The organism is Micromonospora sp. 067-2, assembly GCF_046549295.1.
GTDB lineage: Bacteria > Actinomycetota > Actinomycetes > Mycobacteriales > Micromonosporaceae > Micromonospora.
This window is the reverse complement of sequence record NZ_JAJPWB010000006.1, coordinates 275,700-289,248: the sequence shown is the minus strand read 5'-3', so window position 1 is coordinate 289,248 and position 13,549 is coordinate 275,700. Positions and strand designations below refer to the sequence as shown.

The 13,549-nt window shown below is 69.4% G+C and carries 19 protein-coding genes and 1 tRNA gene; 9 read left to right on the top strand and 11 right to left on the bottom strand.

The genetic code is table 11. The annotated features are described in order from the left end of the window. Positions 1 to 173: 173 nt before the first annotated feature. The 5 genes from ACLJN9_RS16660 (at position 174) to ACLJN9_RS16640 (ending at position 2,896) form a co-directional block, all read left to right on the top strand. Positions 174 to 794, top strand: coding sequence for a TIGR02611 family protein (locus ACLJN9_RS16660; RefSeq protein WP_410812474.1), 621 nt, complete (start codon positions 174 to 176; stop codon positions 792 to 794). Between the two features lie 50 nt (positions 795 to 844). After that, a tRNA-Val gene (locus tag ACLJN9_RS16655) sits at positions 845 to 916 on the top strand. 248 nt (positions 917 to 1,164) lie between these two features. Beyond that, the gene (locus ACLJN9_RS16650; RefSeq protein WP_410812260.1) at positions 1,165 to 1,506 is read left to right on the top strand and encodes a barstar family protein; all 342 of its coding nucleotides are present in this window, start codon (positions 1,165 to 1,167) and stop codon (positions 1,504 to 1,506) included. Between the two features lie 267 nt (positions 1,507 to 1,773). After that, the gene (locus tag ACLJN9_RS16645; RefSeq protein WP_410812259.1) at positions 1,774 to 2,112 is read left to right on the top strand and encodes a hypothetical protein; all 339 of its coding nucleotides are present in this window, start codon (positions 1,774 to 1,776) and stop codon (positions 2,110 to 2,112) included. Positions 2,113 to 2,245: 133 nt separating this feature from the next. Continuing rightward, entirely contained in the window at positions 2,246 to 2,896 is a 651-nt protein-coding gene (locus ACLJN9_RS16640) for a hypothetical protein (RefSeq protein ID WP_410812258.1), read from the top strand. 1,059 nt (positions 2,897 to 3,955) lie between these two features. Here ACLJN9_RS16640 and ACLJN9_RS16635 read toward each other — a convergent pair. The 3 genes from ACLJN9_RS16635 to ACLJN9_RS16625 all read right to left on the bottom strand — a co-directional run bounded on the left by ACLJN9_RS16635 (position 3,956) and on the right by ACLJN9_RS16625 (position 6,394). Further along, a complete protein-coding gene (locus ACLJN9_RS16635; RefSeq protein ID WP_410812256.1) occupies positions 3,956 to 4,735 on the bottom strand; it encodes an alpha/beta fold hydrolase in 780 nt (259 codons plus the stop codon). Positions 4,736 to 4,738: 3 nt separating this feature from the next. Then, complete coding sequence (locus ACLJN9_RS16630; RefSeq protein WP_410812255.1) at positions 4,739 to 5,677, bottom strand: sigma-70 family RNA polymerase sigma factor; 939 nt, start codon at positions 5,675 to 5,677, stop codon at positions 4,739 to 4,741. Positions 5,678 to 5,935: 258 nt separating this feature from the next. Beyond that, on the bottom strand, positions 5,936 to 6,394 hold the full coding sequence (locus ACLJN9_RS16625; protein ID WP_410812254.1) for a carboxymuconolactone decarboxylase family protein: 459 nt from the start codon (positions 6,392 to 6,394) through the stop codon (positions 5,936 to 5,938). 87 nt (positions 6,395 to 6,481) lie between these two features. Between ACLJN9_RS16625 and ACLJN9_RS16620 the strand changes: the two genes are divergently transcribed. Then, positions 6,482 to 7,357, top strand: a complete 876-nt coding sequence (locus ACLJN9_RS16620) for a sigma-70 family RNA polymerase sigma factor (RefSeq protein ID WP_410812253.1) — start codon at positions 6,482 to 6,484, stop codon at positions 7,355 to 7,357. 49 nt (positions 7,358 to 7,406) lie between these two features. On the opposite strand, the gene ACLJN9_RS16615 is transcribed toward ACLJN9_RS16620, so the two are convergent. Further along, the gene (locus ACLJN9_RS16615) at positions 7,407 to 7,685 is read right to left on the bottom strand and encodes a hypothetical protein (protein ID WP_410812252.1); all 279 of its coding nucleotides are present in this window, start codon (positions 7,683 to 7,685) and stop codon (positions 7,407 to 7,409) included. 56 nt (positions 7,686 to 7,741) lie between these two features. Between ACLJN9_RS16615 and ACLJN9_RS16610 the strand changes: the two genes are divergently transcribed. Next, positions 7,742 to 8,131, top strand: a complete 390-nt coding sequence (locus ACLJN9_RS16610) for an IS110 family transposase (RefSeq protein ID WP_410812251.1) — start codon at positions 7,742 to 7,744, stop codon at positions 8,129 to 8,131. Here the strand turns inward: ACLJN9_RS16610 and ACLJN9_RS16605 are convergent. The 7 genes from ACLJN9_RS16605 to ACLJN9_RS16575 are packed head-to-tail and all read right to left on the bottom strand — an operon-like array spanning position 8,049 to position 11,332. Further along, positions 8,049 to 8,396, bottom strand: coding sequence for a hypothetical protein (locus tag ACLJN9_RS16605; protein ID WP_387135797.1), 348 nt, complete (start codon positions 8,394 to 8,396; stop codon positions 8,049 to 8,051). The genes ACLJN9_RS16610 and ACLJN9_RS16605 overlap by 83 nt on opposite strands. Further along, positions 8,393 to 8,938 (bottom strand): hypothetical protein, encoded by a 546-nt coding sequence (locus ACLJN9_RS16600; RefSeq protein WP_354992427.1) that lies wholly within the window; start codon positions 8,936 to 8,938, stop codon positions 8,393 to 8,395. Before ACLJN9_RS16600 ends, ACLJN9_RS16605 begins: the two co-directional genes overlap by 4 nt. Further along, positions 8,938 to 9,489, bottom strand: coding sequence for a hypothetical protein (locus ACLJN9_RS16595; protein WP_410812250.1), 552 nt, complete (start codon positions 9,487 to 9,489; stop codon positions 8,938 to 8,940). The genes ACLJN9_RS16600 and ACLJN9_RS16595 overlap by 1 nt, the downstream gene beginning before the upstream one ends. Before the next feature lie 34 nt (positions 9,490 to 9,523). After that, positions 9,524 to 10,090, bottom strand: a complete 567-nt coding sequence (locus ACLJN9_RS16590; protein WP_354992425.1) for a hypothetical protein — start codon at positions 10,088 to 10,090, stop codon at positions 9,524 to 9,526. A gap of 18 nt (positions 10,091 to 10,108) precedes the next feature. Further along, complete coding sequence (locus ACLJN9_RS16585) at positions 10,109 to 10,240, bottom strand: hypothetical protein (RefSeq protein ID WP_410812249.1); 132 nt, start codon at positions 10,238 to 10,240, stop codon at positions 10,109 to 10,111. Beyond that, on the bottom strand, positions 10,237 to 10,809 hold the full coding sequence (locus tag ACLJN9_RS16580) for a hypothetical protein (protein ID WP_410812248.1): 573 nt from the start codon (positions 10,807 to 10,809) through the stop codon (positions 10,237 to 10,239). Before ACLJN9_RS16580 ends, ACLJN9_RS16585 begins: the two co-directional genes overlap by 4 nt. Beyond that, on the bottom strand, positions 10,802 to 11,332 hold the full coding sequence (locus ACLJN9_RS16575; RefSeq protein WP_410812247.1) for a MauE/DoxX family redox-associated membrane protein: 531 nt from the start codon (positions 11,330 to 11,332) through the stop codon (positions 10,802 to 10,804). Before ACLJN9_RS16575 ends, ACLJN9_RS16580 begins: the two co-directional genes overlap by 8 nt. A 124-nt stretch (positions 11,333 to 11,456) precedes the next feature. Between ACLJN9_RS16575 and ACLJN9_RS16570 the strand changes: the two genes are divergently transcribed. Together ACLJN9_RS16570 and ACLJN9_RS16565 are read left to right on the top strand one after the other, a co-directional pair. After that, positions 11,457 to 12,683, top strand: coding sequence for a PQQ-binding-like beta-propeller repeat protein (locus tag ACLJN9_RS16570; RefSeq protein ID WP_410812246.1), 1,227 nt, complete (start codon positions 11,457 to 11,459; stop codon positions 12,681 to 12,683). A gap of 16 nt (positions 12,684 to 12,699) precedes the next feature. Further along, complete coding sequence (locus ACLJN9_RS16565) at positions 12,700 to 13,209, top strand: hypothetical protein (protein WP_141908475.1); 510 nt, start codon at positions 12,700 to 12,702, stop codon at positions 13,207 to 13,209. Positions 13,210 to 13,549 lie beyond the last annotated feature (340 nt).

Below are 13,549 nucleotides of genomic sequence, written 5' to 3'. Positions count from 1 at the left end.
AAAGGCCACGTGAATGTGAGGATTCATGTAGGATTTCCGGTTCTGCCCAGTGCGTGATCCCGCCCGGCATCGGGTGGTTCAGTCGTCGACTTACTCCGGTAACGTCCAGTCGACCGTTGCAGTGACGGGCCCGGGCGACACTGGGGGGTGAAATGGTCACGGAACGATCCTCATTGGATCTGGCGGCGGCGTCCGGCCCACCGAAAGTCGCGGTCGGAGCAGCCGAAAAGCGGGGGTACGAAGTGCCGATGGAGCAGCCCGAGCGGCCTGGTCGACCGTCGCCGGACGCCGGACGTTCCGGCCGTGGCGGCGCCGACCGGGCCGGCGGAGGTAACGGTGCCGACCGGTCCGGCAGTGGTGCCGGTGGCCTCATCGTCGTGGCCGACCCCCCACGACGCCCCCGCTGGCGGGAACGGATCGCCACCACCCTCGACCTGATCCGCGCCAACCCCACCGGCCGGATCGCCCTCAAGATCTTCATCGCGATCGCCGGCGCGGTGGTGGTGACCATCGGCATCGCCCTCATCCCGCTGCCCGGGCCGGGTTGGCTGCTGGTCATCGCCGGTCTGGGCATCTGGGCCGTCGAATACCACTGGGCCCGACAGTTGCTCGAATTCACCCGCCGTCATGTGCACGGTTGGACGCAGTGGGTGACGCGGCAGTCGCTACCGGTGCGAATCGTGCTCGGCTCCGTCGGCCTGGTCTTCGTGGCCGCGGTGGTGTGGCTCTCACTCAAGTACAGCTTCGGCATCGACCTGGTCGCCATCGTCAAGCAGCGGCTGGCGCCGCAGTGACCCCGGGTTTCCGTTCTGGTTCCACGATCGGGTAGAGTCATCGTCGCTGAGGGCGATTAGCTCAGTGGGAGAGCGCTTCGTTCACACCGAAGAGGTCGCTGGTTCGATACCAGCATCGCCCACCCTTAGTTTCTGCAGGTCAGAAGCCCGTTGCCGAGATGGTCGGTAACGGGCTTTGCCGCATGTGCGGCTTACAATTGGGAGCAGATTGGGAGCAGGCCGGGTGGGTCTGGCTCAGCCCGCCATGACCGACCGGCTGTGTGGCCTGATTTGCGGTCCCCAGTGGGGCCTGCTGGATAGGCAAGGAGCTGGTACTACCGGTGCCCGTGTCACAAGAGGGTGCTCCGGGTCATGGCTCAAGGGCTGACTGGTGGCCGACGGTCCGGTGGTCCGCCCACTCGCCGGTCCACATTGCGCCACGTATGACCTCGACGGCCGGTTCGTCACCGACATTGAAGGGTTCTACTGCGCGATCGGCGAGGCGATCAACGGCCCCGGCGGATACTTCGGTTGGAACCTCGACGCCCTCGACGACTGCCTTGGCGGAGGGTTCGGCGCACGGACACCGTTTCTGCTGGTGTGGCACAACTCGGCCGTCGCCCGCGAGCACCTCGTCGCTGGCTACGACCGCCGTCGGCTGCATCCGGCCACCACCCTTGAGTATCTGCTGGACCTGCTCGCGGAGCACCAGGTCGAGATCGACTTACGCTGAACCGAGAGCCAACGCCGATAACGGCTACCTCACCCGGTCGAACCCGGCGAAGGGCTCACCGGATCGTCACCCGGCGACTCTGTTGCCCTGGCATCGCCGGCCGGTCCGCCGACGCTGGACCTACCCGAACCAGCAGATACGGCTACGGATCAGCGATGAGATCCCTGACCTGGTGCTGCGCTTGGCCCAGGAGAACCCCGTACTCGCCGATCCGGAACTCGCCTTCCAGGACTTCCGCGTGTCCGAATACCTTGTCGGCACGAGCAGATGGAACACCTGGCCCGAGGTGCAGCTGGTGCTGCTGCCTACGACGTCGCAGTGGCTGGCCCCCGGCTGGGTGCCTACTTCGGAGCGACCCGCGTCAACGGTATTCCGACGTTGGCAGCGGCCATGTGGCAGTGGGAGCAGGGGTGGGGCGCCGCCCTCATCGCGGCTTGGGGCACCATGCTGCAGTTCACCGCCCAACGCCGGCCGCGCCCGGGCACACAGGCGTGGGAACTCGCCGGGCAGCAGATGGCCATCGGTGGCAGCTTCCAGTGCGAACAATGGCAACTTGCTATCGCGCTTACCCAGGGCGATGCATGGTTCCTGCATGACCGCCCCTGACCGGTGCCGCACCATCATTCACCGTTGGCCGGGCTTGATCCGTTCACTGCCGGCGGTCGTCGCCGAGACGGCGCGCTAGGTGGTGGTGGCGTGCGCCTGCGGCATGATTCTCTCGCTCAGATATGTTGCCGCCGTGGAGATCCAGGTGCTGGAAGGTGCGCTCGTTGAAGCGCCGACGGCCGACGCAAGAGGCATGGACCGGCGGGCTTTCGGCGAGTTCGTGGGGCCGCGCGGTGAGCTGGCTTCATACGCGTTCGGCTGGACCACCGGCTCGGACCCGCACGTCGCCCGTCTGTCCGTGGGAATTGGTGCCGGCAATCCCGGGGGTGGCACCTTCCACGCCGTCATCTTCGCGAATGAAGGTGCTCACGCGTTCTCGCTCGTCGACGAGCCGTTCGAGCGGGTCCCGGAGGGTGGTCCGGACCTGACCGCGGTGCAGTCGCGTGCCCACGAGGATCTGCCGTTCGTTTGGTGGGTCACCGACCACGTCATGCAGCACGATCGGCGAGCCTGGTGGATGCGGCACTGGCTGCTTGGCACCGTCTGTATCCAGACCCCCGAGGTGTTCGAACGCCATGAGCCTGTTCTTTTCGTCAGTCACGACGCGGACGACGGAGTCTGGCAGTTGATCGGGGCCTCCGACGCGAGCGGCAGCAACGGCAAAGTCGGGCACCTGCACCATGCCGCCAACGAGGATCCCAGTCTGATCGATGTTCTTGACCTGCCGTGTGGGCGCAGCGTGGTGCGCACGGGCGTGGGGCAACCCTGGACCGGCCACGTCTAACCCAATCGGGGATTCTCTCACCGTCTTTCGGTCACAGCGCTGGGAAGCGGTGTACCGGCAGCCGGATCTGCCGCTGTTCAAAACCGCTGTCTGGCCGATGCGCAGCAAACAGCATTCGCTTCGTGAACAGCACAATCGGGGTCCCGCAGGCCGAGACCGTCGCGGCTTCGACTGGCCGGTACGAACCGTTGGTCGGGGGAGCAGGTCGGGAGCAGCGGGGTGCCCTGAACGGCTCTGAACTGCGCCCAACGTGCGTCAACTGCACCCACCTCTGCCTGCGGCTCCACGTTTCCGTAGGTCAGAGCAGGTGCGGCGTCCTGTTTCACCGCGGAGTGCTCCGCGGTTCTGCACAGCAGTCGATAACTACCTATGTCACCTGGCAGGGGAGTGCGCGCAGGTCAAGGAGGTAAGGAGCCGCTGGTTGGCCCGGCCTTGCAACTGGGAGCAGATTGGGTGCAGGTTGGCGAAGTGGTCTCCGCGTCCGAAGTGCTCGCCGACGCCGGGCATAGACGAGGGCTCTGACCTGCGGTGATGCGCTTATGCGGTGCGGTGTGACCTCCCAGTGGATACCGGAGAGGTCAAGCCTCCAGCCTCCCGACTGGCTGGTGCCGGCTGTTGGACTGAGGCCTGCCGGCGCGGATCACGAGGTCAGCCCGCATCGATGTACGGCTCTGGCTGTCGTCGCGGTGGCGTCGGTACGAATCCCGCGAGCTGAGACCCAGATCCCCCGCTACGTGGACGCGCAACTCATCTACTTCAAAGCATGCAGGCCGCATGAGCGCGCCGACGTCCACATCGATAATCAAGACCTCGGCGCACCCCGCATCATCCGACCATGACCCACTCACATGCCGCGACGTGCGCGTACTGGCTCGGGCTACCCGCCTGCGGAGTCCCCGGCATCTTCGAAGGTGGTTCGCGTGATGACGAAACAGGCTCCATTCCTCGTCAGGATCATCTACGCTCGCCACCGCACTGGGTCTGCCTCGTGTCCGGGCTGCGAGGCTCGCAGCCTTTGTCGATGTAATACACCCGGCTAACGCAGATGTAAACGCCCTCTCAGATCCGCAAGCTGCCGGACGCATTCGCATTGGTGGGGTGGGCACGTGCGATGGGCATGTACGTAGGGACGGCGTCCGTGGTCAGGAACGTCAGGACCATGGTGCGCACCGTCTCGGCGTGTTCCAGCAGCAGCAAATGGCTGGCATTCGGCAGCACGGCCAGCTCGGCAGTCGGTAGCGTCCGGTAGAGCGTCACCGTGTGATCGAGCGTGACCAGGTCGTCGTCCCCGGCTAGGACGAGGGTCCGGGCCGTAACGGCGTGCAGGTCGTCAGGGTCCGGGCTCGGCTCGGTAGCAACGGCATGGACGATTTTGTCGATGACAACCGGGAAGTGGTCACGGCCGTCTGGCGACACCTCGGCGTAGGCGTCAACGATTTCGGTGGGCATCGCACCACCCGCCTGTGGCTTGAAGATCAGTCCATCGAGGTCGTACGCGGTGCTGATCAGGACGAGGCGCTCGACAAGGTCAGCGCGGCGCATCGCCACCCGCAGCGCTACTGTGCCGCCGGCGCTGTAACCCACCAGCCGGGCTGGACCGCCGACCGTTCTTTCCAGGAACGCGATTGTGTCCTGCGCCATCAGCTCGATGGTGAGCGGGCCAGGCGCATCCGGCGTGCGGCCATGGCCGCGCCGGTCGGGCAGATAAGTCTTGAACGTGTCGGCAAGCCCGTCGAGGTTGCCGGTGAAGCAGCGGCTGTCGGTCATCCCGCCGTGCAACAGCACTACCGGGTCACCCGCGCCACGCTCGTCATGCCACATGTCAACGATGTCGTTCATGCACTACATACGGGACGACGGCTCCAGACTCATCGGCAGGCCGAACACCGGGAACAGGGACGGGTCGAGGTACGTCGTCACGCCCGCGATCAGTCCGTCGCGACAATCCAGGATGACCAGGCCCAACGCCTCCCCATCGCGGTACTGAGCAACCGTTGGTGACCCGTTGGCCGCAGAACGGACCAGCCGGTCATCGCCACACACACCGGCCGCGCCCAGCAGGGCAGCACGGATCGCGGCGCGTCCTTCGAGCCACCACGCGAACGGCGGCATCGACATCGTCGCGTCCTCGCGGAGCAGTGCCACCAGGCCGTCGACGTCGGAAGTGGTGAACGCCTGGACGTAACGCTTGAGCAAGTTCTCGTCGATCTCTCCACTCCCCCCGGGTGGTCGCCGCGTGGATATGGTGGCCCGCGCACGTTGCAGGGCGCTGTTAATCGCAGACGGGCTGCTGTCGAGCAGTCCGGCTACCTCTTCTGCCGACCAGCAGAGCACCTCGCGCAGAATGAGCACCGCCCGCTGGCGTGGCGGCAGGTACTGCAGGGCAGCGACGAACGCCAGCCGGATCGTCTCGCGCTGCACGGCCAGCTCGGCCGGGTCGCTGCCGACGGACAGCACAAGCCGGTCAGGAATTGGTTGTACGAAGGTGGCGGCACCCAACGGCGCACCGAGGTTGCCCCCGGCGGGCGAGGACGGGCCGAGGTCTATCGCGAGCGCGCGCCGTTGGACGCTACGGGTCATGTCGAGGCAGACGTTGGTAGCGATCCGGTGCAGCCAGGTGCGCAGACCAGCTTTGCGCTCGTCGAATCGGTGGGCGTTTTTCCAAGCGCGGTACAGGGTCTCCTGGACGGCGTCCTCGGCCTCGGCGGCGCAGCCGAGCATGCGGTAGCAGTAGCCGGTCAATTCGACCCGGTGCGCTTCCAAGCGATCCTCGAACACCACAGGTCCACGCTAATTGCCGCTTTCGGAGCCCCTCGACGAGGGGCTGCCAACGGCATTGCCACTGGTACGGCCCGGCCCGTGCGCGGCAAGGACGGCAAGGTCGCCCTCGTTCCGCTGGGAACTGCGGTCACCCGAGCTATCCCGTACGGTGCCACCGCCGGCGCAAGCACCTCGTCCACTTGAAGAAGGACCCCCGGGGCGCGGAGGAGGCCCGTCGAGGGATCGCTGGGATCCTTCGACGGGCCCGGTCGCCGGGGCTCAGCCCCAGGTCTGGCCGGCTGGTTCCTTGATGGTGCGGTTGATCCGGTTGAAGAAGTTGGTCAGTGCGATCTCCAGGTTGATCGCGCTGATCTGCTCCTCAGTGAAATGGGTGTTTACCTCTTCCCAGATCTCGTCGGTGACTCCCTGCGCGCCGTCCTGCAGCCGGGTGGCGGCCTCGGTCAGCGCCAGTGCCGCTCGCTCCGCATCGGTGTAGAACGGCGCCTCACGCCACGCTGCTACGTTGTGTAGCCGCTCGTTGGTATCACCGGCCTTCTTCCCACCGGCGACGCTGGCGTAGACGCACGCCGAGCAGCTGTTGATCTGGCTGGCGCGCAGATGGACCAGCGCGAGCAGCTTCGGGTCGACGCCCCCGGCGGCGATCGCCTTCTGCAGGTGCCCGACCGCCTTCCACACGTCGGGGTTGTCGGTGTTCTTGTTCTTCAGTCGGTTCTGCATGGCAGGATGCTCTCCTTGGTCGGGGTTACCTCGCGGGGCTGGTGCCCGTCACCCGTATGACGGAGCAGTTTCCAGGGAGGTAACACCATGTCCGGCAACCATTCCGCCGACCCGATCGCCGAGGCCTTCGAGGCGCACCGCGGCCGGCTCACAGCCGTCGCCTACCGCGTGCTCGGCTCGCACGCCGACGCCGACGACGCGGTCCAGGAGGCGTGGCTGCGTCTCTCCCGCCAAGACACCGAAACCATCCACAACCTCGGCGGCTGGCTGACCACCGTGGTCGGCCGCATCAGCCTTGATTTCCTACGCTCGGGCCGCACGCGCCCGACAGTCCCACTCGACGACCATCTGCCCGAATTCGCCGTGACGCTCGACGATGGTCCGGCTGCGGAAGAGCTTGTGGCGCTGGGTGACTCGGTGGGCCTGGCGCTGATGACGGTCCTGGACTCGCTGCGCCCCGACGAGCGCCTGGCGTTCGTGCTGCACGACGTGTTCGCCGTCCCCCACGGGGAGATCGGCAGCATCCTCGGCAGGTCCACCGACGCGACCAAGATGCTCACCAGCCGCGCCCGCCAGAAGGTGCAGGCCGCCCGGCAGTCCGCGAGCGACCGACAGCAGCAACGTGAGGTGGTCGAGGCGTTCTTGGCCGCGGCCCGCGAGGGCCAGTTCGAGCGGCTGCTGGAAGTTCTCCACCCCGACGTGAAGTTCACCGTCCACACCCAGGACGGCCAGTTCGTCACGCTCGGAGCCACCAATGTCGCCACCCGCGCCCAAGTAGGGGGCGGTGCTGCAGGAGGATACGCAGCGACCGTCAACGGCCGCCCCGGCGTTATCTCCTGGAACGAGAACGGTACCCCGCTGTCCCTGCTCGCCTTCACCGTCGCCGATGGCCACATCACCGAGATCACCGCTGTGATCGACCCAGCCAAGCTCGCGCTCATCGACCTGCCAGACCCAGTGTGAGCCGCCATTGCCCCGCGTCGGGCCAACACCTTGACTGTGAAGAGCCCGATTAGGTTTCCGCGCCGCGGGTCGGGTCGATCCAGTGAGGTGCCTGGTGGTCGAGCTGCGCCAACGACGGCGCCGGCTGGTCTTTGCTGCCTGAGCCGGGTCTGTCGTAGCGGGCTAGCGCCGCCCTTACCCGATCTACCGTGCTGCCGGTGTCGGTCGTAGCTTGCCGCGGGGCCCTGCCGGCGAGCAGCACGGCTGGGGCGACGCCGAGCGCTCCGGCGACCGTCTCGATCGTCGAGAGCCGATCGAGGGTGCGGACTCCCCGCTCGGCCTTGTCCACGCAGCTCTTCGTCCGACCAGCTCTACGACCTCGCTCCCTCGCCAAACTGGACGATCATGAAATACTACGCGGGCCTGGACTGGGGCGAGTACCACCACGACATCGATGTGATCGACGAGGCTGGTCAACTCGTTAGCCAGCTACGCCTGACGGACGACGCGAACGGCCTGGCCCAACTTCTGGCCGCCCTTGCTGCAGTGCGCCGCAACCGGCGTTCGATCCCGATCGGAATCGAACCCGGCCGCGGTCTGATGGTCACAGGCCTACTCAAAATCCCCGCCCTGCCGCGATCCAGCGGGCGCCGGCCCACAGGATCGGCGGGCCCGGGGCGTCAGCAGCGGCGGCGCCAGGCCCGGTCGGGTGTCAGCAGGAGCCCCAGTTCTCGCGGCAGATGCAGTTGCTCGTACCGCCGGAGCTGTTGGTGTATTTGTAGTCGCAGCAGTTAAAGCTCACCAGCGTCGAGCCCTCGTAGGCACAGGTGCGCCAGCAGTGGGCGCCGCCGCAGATGGTGAGGCCCTTGCAGTTCTTCGCGCAGCAGCCGGAGCCGGTGCAGCACGGGCAGCCGTCGAGGCCGCGGCAGCCGTTGGGGACGGCCGCCTCGGCCCGGCCCGGGAACCAGGCCCCCACGGCGGCGGCGACCATCGAGGTGCCGGCGAAGGCCAGGAAGCGGTTGCGGGTCAGCTGGGTGGTGCGGATGCGCTCCTGGATCATGTGTGTGCCTCCTTGGTTGCGTGGACGGCCTGCCGCCACAGGTGGTCGAGGTTCGCGGCCGCGTCCGCGCCGCTGCCCTGGCCGGTCGCGACGATGTAGCCGTCGCGCTGCGCGATCGCCGTCGGGAAGGTGTGGAGGTTGAGGTCGGTGCGGATCTGCCGGGCCACGTCGCCGGCGATGACCGGCACCCCGGCCGGTACCGACGCGCGGACGTCGTCGGCCGTCGGGCCCGGCTCGCCGATGACGCAGGCGACCAGTGGCGCCTGCACCCGACCGAGCTCGCCGGCCAGCCGCAGGCACGAGCCGCACGTGGTCGAGAGCAGCACGACCAGCGACCGCGGCCCGAGCTCGCCCAGGCCAGCCAGCGCCTCGACGACGGAGTCCGGCAGCCGCCGCCCGATGACCAGTTTGGGTGGCCCCGCCGCGCCGTCGTCCTGGGCTAGGCGCAGGCGCAGCTCGGCGACGCCGCGGAGGGCGGCGAGAAACGCGACGGTGAGCACGACGCACATCGCGACGAGCGCGATGGCGACCACGTGCACCATCAGGCCCGGGCCAGGAGGCGCATAAAGTGCACGGTGAGGGTGCCGTCGCGCCGGTTGTCCAGGCACTGCAGGGCGACCGAGTCGCCGGCCCGGAGGTGGTGGGCGGTAAAGCCGACGAGCGGCTCCACGGCTTCGCCGACGTAGAGCAGCGTCCGCGGGTCGAGCCGGATCTGCTGGCCGTCGACGGTGATCGCGTCCGCGGCGACCTTGGCGACCCGGCCGTTGACCTCGCGGTGCAGTGGGACGGCGACGGCGGTACCGGTGGAATCCTCGACGAGCACGAGGTCGCCACCGCGCAGGGCCCAGCCGTAGGGGAGGGCCTGCGCCTCGAGGGTCCGCAGCGCGCCATCGAACTGGCGGGGCCGGTCGGACGGGGCCGTGCGGGCCCGGACGGACACCTGCCGGCCCGTGACCGCTTCGACGACGTTGATGCCGGGGGCCGGTGGTGGCGCCGCGTCGGCTGGGGAGGTCACGGCGACCGCCGCCACCCCGCCGGTCGCGGCGGCCGAGCCGGTGATGAGCAGTTTGCGCCTGGACCATGGAACGCCCACGATCCGCTCCTTTCTGTCATGGCCCCGAGTCGCCTCAGGGCAGCTGATCCCGTAGGGGAATGACCAAGGTGATGATGAGCAGGCCGCCAAGCGCGACGAACGCGGCCGCGTCGGTGACGGCGCGCAGCGGTGTGATCAGGCCGCGCCCGGCGATCTGCAGCCCGGCCCGCCAGACCAGCAGCGAGCCGCCGACCCGGCTGGCCGCGTAGGCCGCCCAGCCCAGCGCCGACAGCCGCGGGTCGCCGATCGCGAACGCGGCGAGCGGCAAGAGGTAGAACAGCCAGTACCCGATGCGCGTGGTGAAGCCGAGCCCGAGCGCGAAGCCGTTGTATGCGGCCGTACGCCAGTCCTCATGCGCCAGCCAGCGCCGGTCGGTCTCCCGGTCGAGCTGCCACGGCAGCCGCCGCCGGGCGGCTCCCAGCAGGACGGTCACCGCCGCCAGCCCGGCCAGCAGCAGCCGGGTCACCGGGTCGAGCAGGGCCCCGGCGAGGCCGATCACGCCGCCGGCGAGCAGGCCGGCGGTGATCGCCGCGCCCAGCAGGACGACACCGGCAACCGTCAGTGAGCCGAAGCACCCGGACACGCGGGCGCGTGTGATCATCACGACCACGTTGGGTCCTCAAGGCAGGGCCTGCTGGGCCAGGCCGACGGCGACCGCTGCGATGAGCAGCAGCCAGATCGGGTTCGCGCCGGCCCACACCGCGAGGCCGGCGCCGAGGGCCGCGCCGGCGGCTGCGGTCAGCAGTCTCACTGCGCGGGCTCGTGCTCATGGTCGTGCCGGTGGCCGGCGTCGGGGGCGTCGATGAGCGGCAGCTGCCGGCGCTGGTTCACGATCTTGGCCAGCCGGTCCAGCTCGCCGGTCTCGTGCAGGGTGCCCTTGGCCGCGACGATCCCGTCGACGAGCGCGACCCCGAACGGCGCCGAGTGCACCTGAAACCGTTCCAGCGCACCGCGGGCGTCGGCTCCGGTGACTCGGCGGACGCCGGCCGGCAGGCTCGCCACGACGCTGTCGCCGGACCCGGGCACGGTACCGTCATTGACGACGCACAGGAACAGTTCGGGCAGCAGGCTATGCCGGACCGCGTCGACGACCTCATGGCACGACGAGCAGTCGCCGAACAGGAACAGCACGACGTCGTCGCGGCCGAGGCCCGGCACGCGGGGCGCGAACGAGCCAACCGCCAGCCCGTCCATCGGCGTGTGGCCGATGCTGTCGACCCGATCGGTGAGCAGCTCCATCTCCCGGCGTACGACGAGCGCACCGAACCCCAGCAGCACGAGCCAGACCGCGGCGACGGCCAGCAGCGTCACCTCACCCATCGGCCGCTCCGTTTCCGTCGAGGGTGGTGGCGAACGGCCGCAGGGTCGCCATGGTGCTCAACACCAGGTAGCCGCACACGATGAGCACCCCGGCGAGCAGCCCGAGCAGTCGGTCGGCCGGGGGTTGGCTCGCGGCGGCGACACCGGCGGCCGCCGCGATGTACACCACGTTGCGCGCGACTGTGGACCATGAGATCCGTTCACCGGTACCGAAACACGCGCACTCGAACGACCGCCCGCGGGCCAGGGCCACCGCGACCAGCGTGGTGAACACGGCGAGCAGGGCGACCCCGGCGAGGGCCGGCCAGCGCGGGCTCGGGCTCGCCACGAGGGCGACACCGAGCAGGACCTCGGCTCCGCCGAGCGCTCGCCCGGCGACCGGCCGAATCCGCTTGAGCACGCCGAAGCGAACCATGGCGAGGGCGCTGTCGAAGGGCCGGCGCAGTTTCGGGACCCCGCTGGCGACGAACATCGCGGCGAGGACGCCGACAGCCACAGCAAGCAGGGGCCCCGTCACCGTCATGCCGTGGACGGTAACGATGCGGCATCAAGAGCATCAATATTGAGAACCGTAATTTCTGCGGTGGTGAAAAGCTCGCAATTGCCGCACCGGGTCCAACACATCCGGTTCGTGAGACGCTGACCGCATGCCGTCCGCCGCCGTGATCGACCTGGACGCCACCGCCGACCCTGCCCCGCCCGGGACGAGGCGCTGGCTCCCGGCCCTGGTGGCCATCGGCGTGCTGGCGTTCGCGGGCGGGGCCGAAGCTGCGGCACCGTTGAAGCCTTCGCTGGTCCTGCCGCCCGACGGTACCGTCGACGTCCGCTCCGACGGCCACACCGTCTTCGTGCTGGCCCCGTCCGTCGTCGCTGCCTACGAGGTGCCCGGCGGCCGGCAGCGGTGGGCCGTACCGGTCACCGGCGCCGCGCAGCTCGTCGCCGCCGAACGGGGCCGGGTGGTGATCGCCGAGGCCGAGCCGGCCACGCTCACCGCGCTGGACGCCGGCACCGGCGCGCCGGTGTGGCAGGTCGGCGGCTACGCACCGGTCCTGCACGGCACGGCCGGCGCCGACGGTGTCGTCGTCGCGGACCTCCGCGGCACCCGGGCCGACCGGCCCGACCTGGCCGGCATCGACATCCGCACCGGTACGGTGCGCTGGACCCTGCCGGCGGCGCCCGGCACCACCCGGGCCATCGACCCGGTCGGCTCCGACGCGGCCGACCTGCGCGTCACGATCGCCGAGCTCGACGCCGAAGGGGTACTGCGGGTGCATCGCGCCGACACCGGCGCGCTCGTGCGGACCGTCACGCTTGAGCGGCCCGGGAAGGTCGACGGCTTCGACGTTGCCGCGGATCGGGTGCTCGCGTACCGGGCCGACCAGGGGGAGCTGGTGGGCAGCGCCGTGTTCGACCTGACGACCGGCCGGCAGCTGTGGCAGCACCCGGCCGAGCCGGACGGTGTTCAGCTCCAGTGGTGCGGCGGCATGGTGTGCCGCACCGGCGCCGACGGCGTCACCGCGCTGGACCCGGACACCGGCGGCGTGCGGTGGCGGCTGGCCGGCTGGACCGCGCTGGGCCCGCTCGGCGACGGCCGCATGCTCGCCACCCGGTCCACGCCGGGCGGCCTGGTTCTCGACGCCGCGACTGGGCGGGTCGACGTGCGCTTCGACGACTGGTCGGTGCTCGGCAGTACCGCCGCCGGTGACCTCCTGGTCACCGCCGCCCGGACGCCGCTGATCGGCGCGCTCGACCCCGCGACCGGAGCGGTGCACGTGCTGGGCCGGGCCGCCTCCCCGCCGACGCAATGCATCACGACCGCGACGCTCATGGCCTGTTGGAGCGGCCGGGTCTCGATCTGGACCCCAGCCGCCTGAGGAGAGAGGCAACGCTGTGCGAGCAATCCCGCTGTTCGTCGTGGCACTGGTGCTCTGCGGGTGTACTGCACCAGCCCCGCCCGCCGCCGGCCCGGCCTCGCCGGCCGGGTCGGCGCCGGTGCCATCGTCGCCGGCCGCGTCGCCGCCGGTGCCGGCCTTCCAGCAGAGCCTGCCCGGCAGCGCCCGGCGCGAGTGCGTCGCGGTGCCCGGCGACGCCACGCTGGTCCGCTCGGGCGACTTCATCGCCGGGGACTTTGTGGAGTACCGCCGGCAATGGCATCCTGACCTCGGCCCCGACCTGGGCAAGCTGTTCTGGCTGCCGGCCCGCCCCCAGCTCAACGCCGCGCTCACCGTGACCGCGACCTCCGGCGGCCGCACCGAGACCTACAGCGCCGGCTCGCTGGCGACCAACGACGCCGGGCAGGCGATGTACCCCAGCGGCATCCCGTTGCCGGCCGCCGGAACGTGGAAGCTCGTCGCGCAGGCCGGCGACGGGTGGGGGTGCTTCGAGCTCACACTGCTCTGACCGGCGTTCGGCGCGCGCCCGGGCCCAGCTCAGCGGACAACACCAACGCCAGCCAGCTCCGATCCCAAATGAACGGCTACGTCAAAGACGGGGCGCTCAACAGCTACCACATGCAGCACTGGGCCGGCAGCTCACGAGCGGTCGGCGGCCCGGTGCGAGCCCGGTCTAGGGGGAGCAGGCTGGGAGCAGCGGGGTGCCCTGAACAGCCTTGAACTGCGTCTAACGGCATCGAACGGCGCTCAACTGCACCCACCCCTGCCTGCGGCTCCACGTTCTACCAGGTCAGAGCGGGTGCGGCGTCCTGTTTCCCGCAGAGTGCTCCCCGGTTTTGGGCAGCAGT